Below are 14499 nucleotides of genomic sequence, written 5' to 3'. Positions count from 1 at the left end.
TGTAATTGATAGTAAAAGAGTCAAAATTAAAAACTGCCACTTGGACTTCAAGTGGCAGTTTTTTATTTTTGTCTTAAATTGTCTCAAAAAATATATCAAAATCCAAAGCCTATACCTCCATATAGCGCGTAATTGAGCAAGAATTTATAATCATTTTGAATTATTCCTGTTAGTTGTTTTCCATTTACTTGCCATCCGTCGATAGAATACCCTGCGAATACCATCGCGCCTGCTTGTAATTCTGCAAAATTGCTAATTTTAAGCGCTAATGCCAAGCTTCCGCTAATTGATAAGTAACTTATATTAGCACCGATGTATCCTTCGAGAGTTCCATTTTTTAGATCTGTTAAGCTAGTGTTATCCTCGTTTACTTTTCTACTAAGTGCTATGTCAAAACTTCCAAATCCCAATCCCGCTATCAAACCAATAGGACCAAATGAAATATTGCTGTACCCTCCACCGTATCCACCAGAAATCTCAAGCTTATACTTTGCGCCATCTTTTGTTATCTCACTTTCACCAGCAAAGCCATATCCACCACTGCTCATTTTTCCAGGAAGCCCGCCATAACCGTATCCACCTATCGCAAATACGCCGGACTGGAAGTCACTAAAATCCAGGATAGGTACGTTGATGTATTTTAGACTAAGTAACGATCCACCTGGGAAATAAAGTACCATTGGACCGCCACCACCGAACTCGAATGCAAATCCCAAGGAAAATGACAACAAAAGTACAGCCGAAATAACATAAAGTACTTTCTTGGATTCTGCCATATACTTTTCCTCCTTCTAAATGTTCACAGTTTTTACGGTGGTTTATATTCCACCAATTTTTGGAAAATTAGATAGTAATTGTCTATTTAGGTAATTATTTGATTAATTTTTAATTATATCATTTAATTTGACAATTTATTTTATTTTTTCGTTCAATATCAAAATTAGAATTTTGGATTTATGTTTTTTTATGCTATAATTTAAATAGTTAGCTCTTCGTACTTTTTAGTTATCAGAATAATAAGCAATATTATAAGTAAGGGGGAGTTGGCATGGATATACTCGAAATAATTCAAAAACGTAGAAGTATAAGGTTATTTAAAGATATGCCTGTTTCTGATGAAGTGCTTGAAAATATCGCAAGATACGCACTTTTGGCACCGAGTGGGAGAAATTCAAAACCCGTTGAGTTGGTAATTGTACGAGATAAAGACACTATCAAAAAGATTATGAAAGCACGCGAAGGTGCATTTTCATTTTTGAATACGGCACCAGCTTGTATAGTTGTTACCGCAATGGAAGATAGTAGTACTTGGATGTCAGATGCTTCAATTGTTGCAACGTACATCCAGCTTTTAGCTGTAAACTTTGGCTTGGGTAGCTGCTGGGGTCACGCACACGATAGATACCACAATAACCTATCTGTGGAAGGTGAAGTCAAGGAAATATTGAATATACCAGAAGGCTACAGAGTATTGTGTGTGATTGGTATTGGGTATCCAAACGAAGAAAAACAGCTTCATTCTTTAGATGAAGTAGAGATGAAGAAAATTCATCGAGAAAAATGGTAAGTTGTTTCTAAATTCTTTTAAATTCAGAGGAGGTTTTAAAATGCGCACGAACAAAGAAAAAGTAGTGAAGCTCTCCATATTAGTGGAAGTTGCGCACCCAGTTGTGAGAATGCCAGTTGTGGATGGTAATGGGAATTCGTATTATTTTCCGGGAGTTGGTGGTATTACGTACAATTTTGGTTTAGGTGATAATGCGTTTAAGATGCACGGTGACCACGTTGAACCTGATGTGAGTACCAAAAATTCCAACAAAGATTTGAATCCAACGTGTATGGCCTTAGCTTGTATAGGTAACGAAGCTGTGGTGGTTTCTGGTGATGGAAAAGGAATGAAAGGTTACGTCATCGGTAAGCATGGTGGAATTGATCATGTGCTCGTTTGGGTACCAGATAAGGAAAAATTGACTATTGGTGATAAAATTCAGATAAAAGCGTGGGGACAGGGATTGGAACTCGTTGATTATCCAAACGTCAAAATGTTCAATATAGACCCTGAACTTTTTGAGAAGATACCAATTCAAGAAAAAGATGGAAAAATCCACGTACCTGTGACAGCAATCGTCCCTGCTTATTTAACTGGTTCTGGAATAGGTGCTGGTAATCCGGCTGCGACAGATTACGATATGAACACCTTAGATGAAGCAGAGGTAAAAAGAGTGGGTTTAGATGAAGTTAGAATAGGTGATTTGGTTGCAATCACTGACCATTATAATGGATACGGTGCGGGTGGATACAAAAGTGGTTCGATTTCGATAGGTGTTGTTGTGCATTCCGATTGTTTCAAAACGGGTCATGGCCCTGGCATGGTTATCATCATGACAGCACAAAACGGAGAGATTGTGCCGGTTATAGACAAGGAAAGTAATATAAAAAAGTACCTCGGGATATAGTTTAATTATCTAAGTCTGAAAAAAATAAAAAAGCCCCACTGAAATGAAAAATCAGAAAGAAAAGTGGGGCTTTTTCATTTTTCATTTTTTAGGTTTAATGTAATTGTGCATAAAATTTTCCGAAAAATGAAGCATTTTTTCTTTATGTTGCTATAAATCTACATAAATTATGAATTTGGCTATTTTAAACGGATTTTTTATTTAGATAACTATGTTATAATCTGAAAGGTGATTCATATTTATTATTTTTGTTCTATTATTTCAAAGAGTTTCGAATGAAATTTGAAGGGAGGAATTTTTTGCTATGAGGTATGCAAAGATTATTTCATCGGGTATGTATGTTCCACAGAAGATTATGAGCAACTCTGAATTTGAGAAGCTTACGATGTTTACGATTGATCCTTATTTTTCTGATGTTATTGGTATTAATCATAGGCACGTTTCCGAGGATTGGGAGACACCAACGTATATGGCAGCCGAGGCTGCGAAAAAGGCTTTGCAAAGGGTTGGTATGAGCCCAGAAGAGATTGACTTGATTATCGTTGGTACGGATACTCCAGAATCTGTATCTCCACCAGACGCACCAAGGGTACAATATCTTATCGGTGCGCACAAGGCGGAACCTCTTGCGTTTAATGTCAACGCTTCGTGTGCCAATGGCGCTCTTATGCTCGATATAGCAGCTCGATATATAGCTATGGGAGATTACAAAAACGTCCTTGTGATTGGTACTTACGCAATGACGAAGTTTCTCAGTTGGAAGTATTCTTGGGAAGCTCTTTTCAGTGATGGTGCTGGGGCTCTGCTTTTGACGGCATCGGATGAGCCCGGTTTCATCGGCAGTGTGGCACGAGCAGATGGAAGTTGGTGGCAGAATTGGGGTATATACATGGGCGCTGGAACAATGAACTTGCAAGGTTTTGAAAGGGGATTACATAAGTTAGATTTGAGAGCGGCATACCCAGCAACAGTTAACGAAGAAGGATGGCCAATGCTTATAAATAAACTATTGGAAAAATACGGAATTTTAAAAGATGAAATTGGAATGATTTTCTTTACGCAAGTTAGGAAGAAGACAATAGAAAAAGTTATGGAAATACTAGAATTACCAAAGGAAAAAGCCCACATGATTATGCATAAGTATGGCTATACAGGTTCTGCATGCGTATATATGGCTTACGATGATGCTTTCGATGAAGGTAAATTGAAAGATTTGAAAGGTAAGTTTGTTATCTTCTTAACATCTGGTGTTGGATTCCAGCAGGTTGCTGCTGCGTTTAGAATGTAATTTAGGATGTGATTTTTAAATTTAAAAAAGGTGTGGTGGCATGAATTCAGGTAAGAGAGGTAATCAAAAACGTATTCCACGAAGAGTTGATGGAATTGAATCAAAAAACAAAATAAAAACCGCCGCTATCGATTTATTTAGTAAATCGAATTTCTCAGATGTTTCTATTTCGCAAATTACAAAACATGCGAAAATGAGCACGGGCGCATTTTATCAGTATTACATAAACAAAGACGAGCTTTTTAGGGAGATATTGGAGGAGTTTTTTGAAGATTTAAATGATAATTTGAAAGCCTCCAATTTAAAAGAATCTGCTCTCAATTATTTAGAATACGCTAAAAAGAATCAGAAGCTTTTCAAGATTGTCCATTTAAATGAATATCTTTTTGAATGGATTAGGAATGAGTACGATGGTATCTTTAGAAACATATCTGAAAAATTTGATTTAACGGATGTGGGGTATTTTTACTTTTGGTCTCCTCTAAAGTTTGTGGTTGGATTCTCAGATTTAATTGAGACTGAGATAGTTGGTGAGCATTTCGTTGATTTGTTGGTGAGCGGTATTGTCCTAGAGTGCCCCGATGTTTTGATTCCGGAAGTATTCGCATTTCAACCGAAAAAGCACGTTATTGAAATCGATGAGAAAAGAGAACATATACTTGCCAACGCGGAAACTCTATTTGGCACTTATGGGTATGAAAAAACGCAGGTTTACGATATAGCTAAAGCTTCAGGAATAGCGGTCGGCACGTTTTATTTGTATTTTAAGAATAAACTGGAGTTGTTGCATGAACTTGTGCGTTGGATAAATAAAGGTCTAAGGTACAACGTCAAACTTGCGGTTGAAAGATGTCAAAAGTGTAATAGGTTGGTCCAAGAAATAGCCGGATTGTACGCATTTGTTCAATTTTTTAAAATGCATTCAAACATGTACAGGATAGTGAGGGAGAGTCAGACTATAGATAGGGATATAGCGAAAGAGTATTATTTGTCTATTTATAGACCTTACGTAAATGCTTTGAGAAAATCTGTCGAAAGTGGAAATTTAGTTTTAAAAGGCAAATACGCCCATGAAGAAGAAATCAATTACCTTGCCATTATGCTTATGAGTTTTGGTCATTACATAGGAGAAAGGTATTTGTTGGCTGGTCAGATGAAGGGGGAAAAGAGAGAGGTTTTAGAGTTTTTCTTGAAGGATCTCTACGAGTACATATGTAGAGGATTAGGGGTGAAATGATGGGACTTCCTATGGATTTTGATAAGATGTACAAAGAAAAAGTTGTCGATGTAGATTACGTACTCTCAAAGCTTGAGGATGATTGGACTATAGTCGTGGGTATGACTCCTATGGAACCGAAGGTTTTTCAAAGGAATTTGCACCGCACAAAAGCTAAAGGTTTAGAGGTTTTTACGTGTTTGAATACCGAACCTTACGATTACTGCAGTAAGCCAGAGTATTTCGATAAGTTTTACAATTACTCTTGGTTTTTTGGTCCGTACAACAGGAATCTTTCAAAGAATACGTATTACGTTCCAAACAATCTCCACCAATCGGCGACAAATCTCATCGAAACAACGAAAATAAATGTTTTTGTCGGTGTGGCATCACCTATGGATTCGAAAGGTTTTTTAACGCTCTCTGCGAGTGTGGTTTACGAAAAAGATGTGCTTGAACACGCGGATATGGTTGTTTTGGAGGTAAATCCGAACGCTCCTCGAACACATGGGGATACACAAGTTCATATATCGGATGTGGATTACATAATAGAGGTAGATTACGAATTACCTCAGGCGGAATTGCTTGAACCTATGGACGTTGAGAGGAAGATTGCGGAGAATATCGTCGAACTTATAGATGATGGATCAACTATTCAATTGGGTATTGGTGGTATCCCAAATGCTGTTGCGAAGTTTTTAAAGGACAAAAAAGACCTCGGGGTACACACGGAGATGTTTACAGAGAGTATGATTGAGCTCTTTGAGGTTGGTGCAATAACTAACAAAAGAAAAACCTTATGGAATGGAAAGTTTGTCTGTACGTTCGCGTACGGTTCGAAGAAGATGTATGAATTTCTTGATGAAAATCCCGCGGTTTTGTTTTTGAGGGGAAGGTATGTCAACGATCCGTACGTTATAGCTCAAAATGAGAAGATGGTAAGTATTAATACAGCTTTGATGGTTGATTTGACTGGTAACGTGTGCTCGGAAGCGATTGGCACAAGACATTACAGTGGTACAGGTGGGCAGCTTGACACACACAGAGGTGCTGTGAAGAGTAAAGGTGGTAAAGGGATAATCGCTATGCGCTCAACTGCAAAAGATGGAACGGTCTCAACGATAGTTCCAATGTTACCAGCTGGTTCGCCGATTACCGTTCCAAGACAGGAATTGGATTACATCGTTACAGAGTGGGGTGCTGTTAGATTGAGAGGTCTTCCAACACGAAAGCGTGTTCAGGCTTTGATATCAATAGCTCACCCTGATTTTCGTGAAGAGTTAACAAAGCAGGCAAAGGAAATTGGGTTAATCTAGTATTACTGTTATTGTTTGAATTTTTCACCATTTTAAAGGAGGTGTCGTTATGAGAAAGTTACTGAGTGTTTTGTTGTTCTTAGGTTTGTTTGTGAGTATATTTGCAGAGGTTGGAGTTTACAACGATAAGGTGGTTATTGGAACATTTCAAGCATTATCAGGTCCTTATGCAGTTATCGGTCAAGAAATGACAAAAGGTATGAAAGCTTACTTCAATTGGGTTAACAACCGTGGCGGAGTTTACGGAAGAAAGATTGAACTCATAGTCGCTGATGATCAGCTTAATCCCGCGAAGACAGTTGTTGAAGTAAAAAGACTTGTTGAGCAAGATAAGGTTTTTGCCATAGTTGGTGGGCTCGGTACCTATGGTTGTCTTGCCGTTATGGATTATCTTGAACAAAACAAAGTACCGTTCGTTTACCAAGGTGCGGGTACATCAAAGCTTGTTGTTCCTCCAAAAAGATATATATTCGGTGTGCAACCAGACTACACACTTGAAGGTACACTCATCGCAAAGTACGTCGGAGAAATTGCTAAGTTCAAATCACCAGCTATTGTTTACATGAACAACGATATTGGTTTAGAAGGATACACTGCATTTAAAGGTAAACTCAGTGATTACAAAATGTCACCAGTTGTGGAAATTTCCTACAACCCGGCGGATACAGATTACAGTGGTTTAGTTGTAAAATTAGTCGAGAAGAATCCAGATGTTGTAATTATCTACGGACTTATAACTGATACAATCAGATGGATTAAGACAATAAGAGATTACGGTCTTAACAGTAAGATTATAACGATTTATCCTAATGCTGATCCATCATTCATTAGCCTTGCTGGAAATTACGCTGAAGGTGTTATCTTCACAGGATGGGTCCCACTCGCAACACCAGATAGACCTGATTTCGTTAGGGATTATCAGAGGGCTATTTCCATATTCCAAATTACTTATCCAAAGCAAATTCCATCTTCATACGCTGTTGCTGGTTTTATAGCAGCTGAGGTATTTACAGAAGGACTTGTCAGAGCTGGTAAGAATCTTACAAGAGAAGGACTTGTAAAAGCACTTGAGAGTTTCAAGAATTGGAATGGAATTCTTGCAAAGGATATAACATGGGGACCAAATCTAAGACGCGGTAAGTCATCGATGTACCTCATGGTTGTTAAAAACAAACAGTTTGTTCCACTAACAGATTTAATAAGGCCATAAAAGTTAAAGATGAATTGGCGGTTGGCGGTGTAAGTCGTCAACCGCTCTTTAATTTTTCTAACTCGTCAATGTGTCAATTTATTAATGTGAGGAGTGTGATGAGATGCTGAAACTTGAGAATATAACTGTTCGATTTTCGGGGCTAGTTGCCGTTGATAATCTTAATATGCATGTTCAAGAAAAAACTATACACTCACTTATAGGTCCCAACGGTGCTGGAAAGACGACCGTCTTTAATGTTATTTCCGGACTTGTTAAACATGAGGGAAGGGTTATCGTTGATGGGAAAGATATAACTAAGGTACCTGTTTACAAGAGGGTGAATTATGGACTTGGAAGGAGTTTCCAAAATGTTATCATCTTTAAATACTTAACTGTTTTGCAAAATTTGATTCTCGGTTATCATTCGCATGCACAATACAATCATTTTGATGAGATATTCTCAACGAATAATTATTTAAAAACTGAGAGAAAAGCCCTGCTTAAAGCGATTGAAGTTGCAGATATTTTAGGTATAAAAGGAATTCTTGGATTGTATGCGGGTACTCTTCCTTATGGTTATCAAAAGTTAATCGATGTGGGAAGAGCCCTTATGAGTGAGCCAAAAATACTCCTTCTCGATGAGCCAGCTGCTGGGCTCACGGAGAAGGAATCAGATATTTTTAAAGAAAAGATACTTCGAGTGAAGAGTGAAGATGTAACCGTTCTTTTGGTTGAACACGATATGCGGATGGTTATGGATATATCAGATAGGATTACCGTTTTAAATTTTGGAAAGAAGATAGCTGAAGGGACCCCAGCGGAGATTGTTAACAACGAGGAAGTTGTAAAGGCATACCTCGGTAGTAGTGCGAAAGAGGTGAAAGAAAATGAGTAAAACATTAGATAACGCATTGGATATACAAGTCAAAGGATTGAATGTTTTTTACGGCCCAGTCCATGCGGTAAAAGGCGTTAATTTGACAATTGAAGCTGGGAAGATAACGGCGATAGTAGGGGCAAACGGTGCTGGTAAGACTTCAACGCTTAAGGCAATTGTTGGTGGCGTTAAGTCATCTGGTACGGTGCTGCTCGGAGATGAATCTATTAATCATCTGCCTGTCCATGAGAGAGTTAGGAAAGGTATCGTGTTATGCCCAGAAGGTAGGGGTATTTTTTATTCTTTAACTGTAAAGGAAAATCTCTTGGCAGGAGCTTATTTGAATAAGAAGCCGGATTTAGATTTTGTTTTCGATGTGTTTCCATTTTTGAAAGATAGATTAAACCAAATTGCTGGTACACTCTCCGGTGGTGAACAGCAGATGCTTGCAATCGCAAGAGCTTTGATGGCTAATCCTCGCTATCTTCTTTTAGATGAGCCTTCGCTTGGTCTTGCACCGATAATTATCGACAAGATAGTTGATGTTGTAAAATTAATTAACTCACGAGGTATAACGGTTGTTTTAGTTGAACAGAATACATCCGTCGCGCTTAGTATATCTCATTACGGTTACGTGCTTGAAAATGGAAGAGTGGCTCTTGAAGGCGATGCAAAACAATTACTTGGTAGTGACCTTGTAAGAGAAAAGTACCTCGGGGGTGTTAAAAAATGATAAATCAAATGATTTTAGGTCTTTCAACAGGTGCTATGTATTCACTTGTGGCTATTGGACTTGTTATGATGTACAAAGTCAGTGGAGTTATGAACTTTGCGTACGGCAATATGGGTATGTTCGCAACATATATCATCTGGTGGTTGACAAGTGCTTTGGGTTTGAATATGTACGTTTCAATCATTATGGGAATAATATTTGCGGCACTTATGGGTATTTTTGTCGAGCGATTTGGTTTGAGACCTATACGACATTTATCGCACGGTTCAATGCTTATCGTTACGTTTGGTCTTTTGATGATTTTGGAAGGTTTAGCGGTGCAGATTTGGGGAACTGAGTACAAATCTCTTCCCGAACTTGTCACTGGTACGCCGTATATCTTCAAAGGAGATTTCGGGATTATCGTACTTAGAAGACAGGATGTTTTAGTTTTTACCACACTTGTTGTTATCTCAGTATTAATCGCTCTGTTTATGAAATTCACAAAATTTGGCATTGCGGTAAGGGCTGTTTCCGAAAACGAGGAAATTGCTGGATATATGGGAATAAACGTTGGTAAGATTTTGGCTTTCTCTTGGGCATTCGGTGTTTCTATGGCAGCGCTAGTTGGGATTATAGCTGCTCCGAAGGTCTTTGTTTCACCTACGATGTTGACTTTCTACCAAATTCAAGGATTCACAGCTGCTGTGTTAGGTGGATTTGAGACGTTCACAGGAGCAGTATTTGGAGGGTTGATACTTGGTGTTATTGAAAAGCTTGTTGGAAACTATATCTCTGAAGGTTTCAAAGCAACGATATCACTTGCGATAATAATAATCGTTCTTGTGTTTTTCCCGAAGGGTTTGTTTGGTAAAAACATAAGGAGGCGAGCGTGATGATTTGGATAATACTAGCGTTCATACCATTCATACTTTTAAAGAGTTCGTTCATAATAACTATTTTAAGTCTCGTTGGGATTTTCTCAATTGCCTCCTTAGGGTTGAATATAATAATGGGGTACTCAGGGCAGATATCGATAGGTCACGCGGCGTTTATGAGCATCGGCGCTTATACTTCTACACTTTTGGTTATGCATTACAATGTTCCAATTATATTTGGTGTTATCTTAGGTGGTTTAGTTGCGTTTTTCTTGGGACTTTTGATCGGATTTCCAGCACTTAGGCTTTCTGGTTTTTACCTTGCCATAGCTACTATGGGGTTTGTCGTTGCTGTTGAGCAACTTTTCAGCACACTTGAACATGTGACAGGTGGGCATGCAGGAATAAGGGGGATTCCGTTCCCACATATTTGGAATTCTGATGTCGAAAAATATCTAATCGTTCTTGCTTTTGTATTTATAACTTACGTAATTTCCGATAGGCTAATCAATTCCAAAACAGGTCGAGGCTGGATGGCTATAAGGGAGAATGAGATTGCGGCATCTGTTGTTGGTATAAATGTTGCAAGGTACAAGGTGTTGGCGTTTGCGATTGGTTCGATGTTCGCTGGTATAGCAGGTGCTCTTTATGCGCATGTTATCGGGTATATTGCACCAAGTGATTTTGGTATCGCCCGTTCTCTTGATTTACTTGCGATATCTGTTATCGGAGGTATGGCTTCTTTGGATGGACCATATTATGGTTCGATAATATACGTTGCTTTGCCGTTCCTATTCAGTCGTACGCATTTGTCTATGTCGATAATATTCGGTATAATTCTAATCTTTGTGGTTTTGTTTATGCCATTTGGCGTGAGTTATTATCTGAAAAGGTTCAGAACAGCTTATTTGAATAGAGTTTTACCGTTCTTCATGCGTTCTAAGAGACCGTATGGAAAATTTGTTGAAACATCGCAAGGAAAGATTCATTACGTAAAGAGAGGCAATGGTCAAATCCCAGTAGTTCTTGTACACGGTAATTTCGCTTCTGCAAGGTTTTTTGAGCCTTTTTTGAGTAAACTTCCAAAAGAATACACCGCCTATGCGCTTGATTTACCGAATTTTGGTTTTTCCGATAAACTTAAGGGTGATATAACTATAGAAAATTACGCAAAGGCGTTAGAGGCATTTGTCGATAAATTGGGTTTGAAAGATTTTATTTTACTTGGTCATTCGCTTGGTGGAGCTGTCGCGATGGCTTATTCCATAAAGAATTCGGATAAGATTAAAAAACTTATTCTTGTTGACCCAGCGCCAGTGAATGGTATGTACATGCCGGAAGAAGGGTACAAGGTAGTTAGATTGTACAGCTACAATCCTGGTATGATAAAGAAGGCTTTGATGTTCAATGCGCCAAATTACGATGATGAGAGATTCTTTGATAAAATAACAGCAGACGCGTTGAGAATGGCAAAAGAAGCTTTCGAAGGCAACGCAAGGGCCTTATCTTCCTATAACTTTACCGACGTAGTGAAAAATGTAAATATTCCAGTTGTAGTTATATACGGTGACAAAGACGTTTTACTAACACGCGAGCAGATGGAATTCACCGCCAAAGCTTTCCCGAAAGGAACACTTGTAGTCTTAAAAGATGTTGGACACAGCCCTGTTGTTGAGGCAATTGATGAAGTATTGAAGTATTTATGATATTATTTTTTAATTACATATTATAATAAACTTAGTGGGTATCAAGATTTGATACCCACTTTTAAATTTTAGGTTATTTGAAGCAAAAAAGATTGTAATAGTTTTTCCATTTCACCGATTGGTTTAATCTTTTGTATAAGCTGATCAAAATCTTCTCTCTTTCCATATTTTTCTTTGTAAAATTTTATTAATTGCTCAAATTTTTCAGTACTTGTTACAAAAGTATAATCGATAATGTGCAAAATTATATAGCGATTGGTTTCTATTTTTAGCTCTTCATCTTTATCTGTCGTTATAAAAAACAGTTTAATTTTTCCAACTTTACCTTTCGCTTCAAGTTCTCTTTTCCAAAATGCTGTTTCGGTTAGTCTTTCTCTCAGACTAGTTTTACAAGAGAGAATTGCTATTACCGAATTTTCCTTCTTATCAACTAACAAAATATCAACGTCTGGAATAATATCAGACCAATTTTCTATCGCTATTTGTTTTTTATAGTTTTCTATAACTTCGTCACCCATTTTAACTTCGATTTTACCCTTTAAATTTTCGTTCTTTTCAATTATATTTTCAATGTATTTAAATACAGCATATTCATATAGTGCTCCCTTGCAACTTCTCCAGGCTTGGTTTCTGCTTCTTTCATCTTCGTAAAATTTTTTAATACCATTTCTTATATGATTTTCTGATATTTCTTCAAAATTTTTGAGAGCATCCAAGAAACTTCCGCCATATCGACTTTCAACTATATCGTTGTATTTTTGTTTAATAAATTCCCAAATATTTTTTCTACATTTGAATCCTCGATTTTTAATCATACTAATCACCTTCAAATAATTTTCTTTGGTCTATATGCGCCTCTTTTTTTAATCTGTTAGTGGCAAGTTTACAGTAATTTTCATCAATTTCTACACCTATACCCTTTCTATTAAGTAATGCGCAAGCTATGAGAGTACTACCACTTCCCAAGAATGGATCCAAGATAGTGTCATTAGTGTAACTGAAAAGCTTTATACATCTTTTCGGAAGTTCAATAGGGAATGGTGCTGGATGCCCCACTTTTTTCTTGCTTTCACCTGAGAAAGTCCATAAACCGTTGGTCCATTCCATGAATTCTTCTCTGGTTATATCAGACTCTCCTTCTTTTATTTTTCGCCACTTTTCTTTGTACAAAATCACTATCGTTTCAACAGGAGCTATAACGTAAGGTGCTCTTGCGCTTAACCAGGAACCCCAAGCGGTTCTTCGTGATATGTTCCCCTCGTTCCATATTATCGTTGAAAAGTATTTCCAACCTACTTTTTTTGCGATATTTACAATGTCGGCGTAAACGCTTTGAAAACCGGCCTCTTCTCTTCCTTTACTTTTGTCTAATGGAATATTAAGGCACATTCTTCCGTCGGGTTTTACCAGTGAATACGCCTTTTTTAACCACTTTTCTGTAAATTCAGTGTACTTTTCGTAAGGTATATCGTCACTGAAGGAATTGTAATGTATATTAACATTGTAAGGTGGAGATGTGATTATTAAATCGATGGAGTTTTCTTCTATTAAATTCGTTGTTATAAAATCATCATGAATTATTTTTATCTTGCCATCTTCAGTTTCGAAAAAAATCTTTTTTTCGTTTTGTCTTAACAATAAATCGTTCACATTAATTACCCCCATTTTCATTTATTTCACTCAACTCGTTAAGTTTTTTCACAATGAATTCTGTAGCTCTTACATCGTCTTCGTTGTATTTTAAAATTTCTTTGAGAATACTTTTGTTATTTGTGGCAAGGTATTCTCTATAGTAATTAATCACAGATAAACCGTTTATATCTGTTCGCCAATTGAAACCGAAGAATCTGGCTATGCTTTTAAGTGAGTAAGATGGTATGGGAAGCGCTACGTGACCAGCGTATATTTTGTACACGTCAACGAATCTTGAGAGAAGTTCTTTAGATAAATTTACGCCGTATTTTTTCGAAAGTTTTTTAAATCGCATTATTTCATAGTTGTGGAAGTGATATATGGGTTGTTGTCTTTTTTCTAAATATTTTACAATATTTTCAAACGTATACCTTTCTTTGGATGGATCCGTTGCCAAAAATGGAATGTACCTACCATTTTCAAGAACACCAAATAGATAGTCGAAATCAAATGGAGTGTAACTTTCTATGTCTAAATATATACCATCAGACAATTTATCAACTTTTTTGAATAATACAGGTTTATTTTCGATGATGCTATTTGCGTGATAATAGAGTCTTTGTGCTTTTTCTTCTCCAAATTCTTTCTTTAGCTTTTCGTACATAGAAATTATGTCACGAAGTGATGTTATTCCCATGGAGTTGAGTTTTTCAAGAGTTTTACCTTTTATACCTTGGATAAAAGTAAGACTCTCAAGGTTCACTGTTTCATGGAAACACTGTCCTGAATATTTACAAAGCCTGCAAAGGTGTGTTTTTGAGATTTTGAATTCTGACTCTTCGCAAAAATACGAAAGTAAAGAAAGTAGTTTAGTTATGTAATGTCTCCAATTTGTTCGTGTAATTGATACGCTGTAATAGGTACTCTCAAATATAATCTCGCGCAAATCTATATCATTACTTTCAGCAACATACGCGATGAAAGCACCTTCAAGCATGTGGTATTCAGATATCTTCTTGCCCGATTTGAGTATCTTTACTATTAGTGGATTATCCGATAATACCTCGTCAACTTGTACTCCAAGGTAACAACCGAACACCTCCGTGGTGAAGAGAAAATCGGATAATTGCCTATTTTCATTTTGTATATCTAACTTCGCTTTTTTTGGGCAAAAATAAATTGTCTTTATGTCTTTGTTTGATATAACCATGGAAAATATAACCTAC

General features: G+C 37.1%; 14 protein-coding genes. 10 read left to right on the top strand and 4 right to left on the bottom strand.

What is annotated here, in order from left to right:
• Positions 1 to 95 precede the first annotated feature (95 nt).
• On the bottom strand, positions 96 to 776 hold the full coding sequence (locus FNOD_RS02770; protein ID WP_011993719.1) for a hypothetical protein: 681 nt from the start codon (positions 774 to 776) through the stop codon (positions 96 to 98).
• A 272-nt stretch (positions 777 to 1048) separates the two neighbouring features.
• Here FNOD_RS02770 and FNOD_RS02765 point away from each other — a divergent pair, with 272 nt between their 5' ends.
• The 10 genes from FNOD_RS02765 to FNOD_RS02720 all read left to right on the top strand — a co-directional run bounded on the left by FNOD_RS02765 (position 1049) and on the right by FNOD_RS02720 (position 11641).
• Positions 1049 to 1567 (top strand): nitroreductase family protein, encoded by a 519-nt coding sequence (locus FNOD_RS02765; RefSeq protein ID WP_011993718.1) that lies wholly within the window; start codon positions 1049 to 1051, stop codon positions 1565 to 1567.
• A gap of 40 nt (positions 1568 to 1607) precedes the next feature.
• A complete protein-coding gene (locus FNOD_RS02760; RefSeq protein ID WP_011993717.1) occupies positions 1608 to 2456 on the top strand; it encodes a DUF4438 domain-containing protein in 849 nt (282 codons plus the stop codon).
• A 304-nt stretch (positions 2457 to 2760) separates the two neighbouring features.
• Entirely contained in the window at positions 2761 to 3744 is a 984-nt protein-coding gene (locus tag FNOD_RS02755; RefSeq protein WP_011993716.1) for a 3-oxoacyl-ACP synthase III family protein, read from the top strand.
• Between the two features lie 40 nt (positions 3745 to 3784).
• Positions 3785 to 4981: a TetR/AcrR family transcriptional regulator gene (locus tag FNOD_RS02750; RefSeq protein ID WP_011993715.1), complete on the top strand. Its 1197-nt coding sequence runs from the start codon at positions 3785 to 3787 to the stop codon at positions 4979 to 4981.
• Complete coding sequence (locus FNOD_RS02745) at positions 4981 to 6276, top strand: acetyl-CoA hydrolase/transferase family protein (RefSeq protein WP_238374608.1); 1296 nt, start codon at positions 4981 to 4983, stop codon at positions 6274 to 6276. The genes FNOD_RS02750 and FNOD_RS02745 overlap by 1 nt, the downstream gene beginning before the upstream one ends.
• Positions 6277 to 6325: 49 nt before the next feature.
• Positions 6326 to 7486, top strand: a complete 1161-nt coding sequence (locus FNOD_RS02740) for an ABC transporter substrate-binding protein (protein WP_011993713.1) — start codon at positions 6326 to 6328, stop codon at positions 7484 to 7486.
• Positions 7487 to 7589: 103 nt separating this feature from the next.
• Positions 7590 to 8363: an ABC transporter ATP-binding protein gene (locus FNOD_RS02735; RefSeq protein ID WP_011993712.1), complete on the top strand. Its 774-nt coding sequence runs from the start codon at positions 7590 to 7592 to the stop codon at positions 8361 to 8363.
• Entirely contained in the window at positions 8356 to 9078 is a 723-nt protein-coding gene (locus FNOD_RS02730) for an ABC transporter ATP-binding protein (RefSeq protein ID WP_011993711.1), read from the top strand. Before FNOD_RS02735 ends, FNOD_RS02730 begins: the two co-directional genes overlap by 8 nt.
• Positions 9075 to 9953, top strand: a complete 879-nt coding sequence (locus tag FNOD_RS02725; RefSeq protein WP_011993710.1) for a branched-chain amino acid ABC transporter permease — start codon at positions 9075 to 9077, stop codon at positions 9951 to 9953. The genes FNOD_RS02730 and FNOD_RS02725 overlap by 4 nt, the downstream gene beginning before the upstream one ends.
• Positions 9953 to 11641 (top strand): alpha/beta fold hydrolase, encoded by a 1689-nt coding sequence (locus FNOD_RS02720; protein ID WP_011993709.1) that lies wholly within the window; start codon positions 9953 to 9955, stop codon positions 11639 to 11641. The genes FNOD_RS02725 and FNOD_RS02720 overlap by 1 nt, the downstream gene beginning before the upstream one ends.
• A gap of 68 nt (positions 11642 to 11709) precedes the next feature.
• Here the strand turns inward: FNOD_RS02720 and FNOD_RS02715 are convergent, their stop codons facing one another.
• The 3 genes from FNOD_RS02715 to FNOD_RS02705 are packed head-to-tail and all read right to left on the bottom strand — an operon-like array spanning position 11710 to position 14483.
• On the bottom strand, positions 11710 to 12456 hold the full coding sequence (locus tag FNOD_RS02715; protein WP_011993708.1) for a BsaWI family type II restriction enzyme: 747 nt from the start codon (positions 12454 to 12456) through the stop codon (positions 11710 to 11712).
• Position 12457: 1 nt separating this feature from the next.
• Positions 12458 to 13291, bottom strand: coding sequence for a DNA-methyltransferase (locus FNOD_RS02710; RefSeq protein WP_238374607.1), 834 nt, complete (start codon positions 13289 to 13291; stop codon positions 12458 to 12460).
• A 1-nt stretch (position 13292) separates the two neighbouring features.
• A complete protein-coding gene (locus FNOD_RS02705; RefSeq protein ID WP_011993706.1) occupies positions 13293 to 14483 on the bottom strand; it encodes a TM0106 family RecB-like putative nuclease in 1191 nt (396 codons plus the stop codon).
• Between the last annotated feature and the right edge of the window lie 16 nt (positions 14484 to 14499).

The organism is Fervidobacterium nodosum Rt17-B1 (assembly GCF_000017545.1).
In the GTDB taxonomy this organism is placed as follows: Bacteria; Thermotogota; Thermotogae; order Thermotogales; family Fervidobacteriaceae; genus Fervidobacterium; species Fervidobacterium nodosum.
Note: the sequence above shows the minus strand (reverse complement) of the source record. Positions and strands in the feature narration are given on the sequence as shown.

Coding starts and splice junctions, on each gene's coding strand:
- FNOD_RS02715 (WP_011993708.1), bottom strand. CDS start 12,456: ATGATTAAAAATCGAGGATTCAAATGTAGAAAAAATATTTGGGAATTT.
- FNOD_RS02755 (WP_011993716.1), top strand. CDS start 2,761: ATGAGGTATGCAAAGATTATTTCATCGGGTATGTATGTTCCACAGAAG.
- FNOD_RS02745 (WP_238374608.1), top strand. CDS start 4,981: ATGGGACTTCCTATGGATTTTGATAAGATGTACAAAGAAAAAGTTGTC.
- FNOD_RS02725 (WP_011993710.1), top strand. CDS start 9,075: ATGATAAATCAAATGATTTTAGGTCTTTCAACAGGTGCTATGTATTCA.
- FNOD_RS02760 (WP_011993717.1), top strand. CDS start 1,608: ATGCGCACGAACAAAGAAAAAGTAGTGAAGCTCTCCATATTAGTGGAA.
- FNOD_RS02765 (WP_011993718.1), top strand. CDS start 1,049: ATGGATATACTCGAAATAATTCAAAAACGTAGAAGTATAAGGTTATTT.
- FNOD_RS02770 (WP_011993719.1), bottom strand. CDS start 776: ATGGCAGAATCCAAGAAAGTACTTTATGTTATTTCGGCTGTACTTTTG.
- FNOD_RS02740 (WP_011993713.1), top strand. CDS start 6,326: ATGAGAAAGTTACTGAGTGTTTTGTTGTTCTTAGGTTTGTTTGTGAGT.
- FNOD_RS02730 (WP_011993711.1), top strand. CDS start 8,356: ATGAGTAAAACATTAGATAACGCATTGGATATACAAGTCAAAGGATTG.
- FNOD_RS02735 (WP_011993712.1), top strand. CDS start 7,590: ATGCTGAAACTTGAGAATATAACTGTTCGATTTTCGGGGCTAGTTGCC.
- FNOD_RS02720 (WP_011993709.1), top strand. CDS start 9,953: ATGATTTGGATAATACTAGCGTTCATACCATTCATACTTTTAAAGAGT.
- FNOD_RS02750 (WP_011993715.1), top strand. CDS start 3,785: ATGAATTCAGGTAAGAGAGGTAATCAAAAACGTATTCCACGAAGAGTT.
- FNOD_RS02705 (WP_011993706.1), bottom strand. CDS start 14,483: ATGGTTATATCAAACAAAGACATAAAGACAATTTATTTTTGCCCAAAA.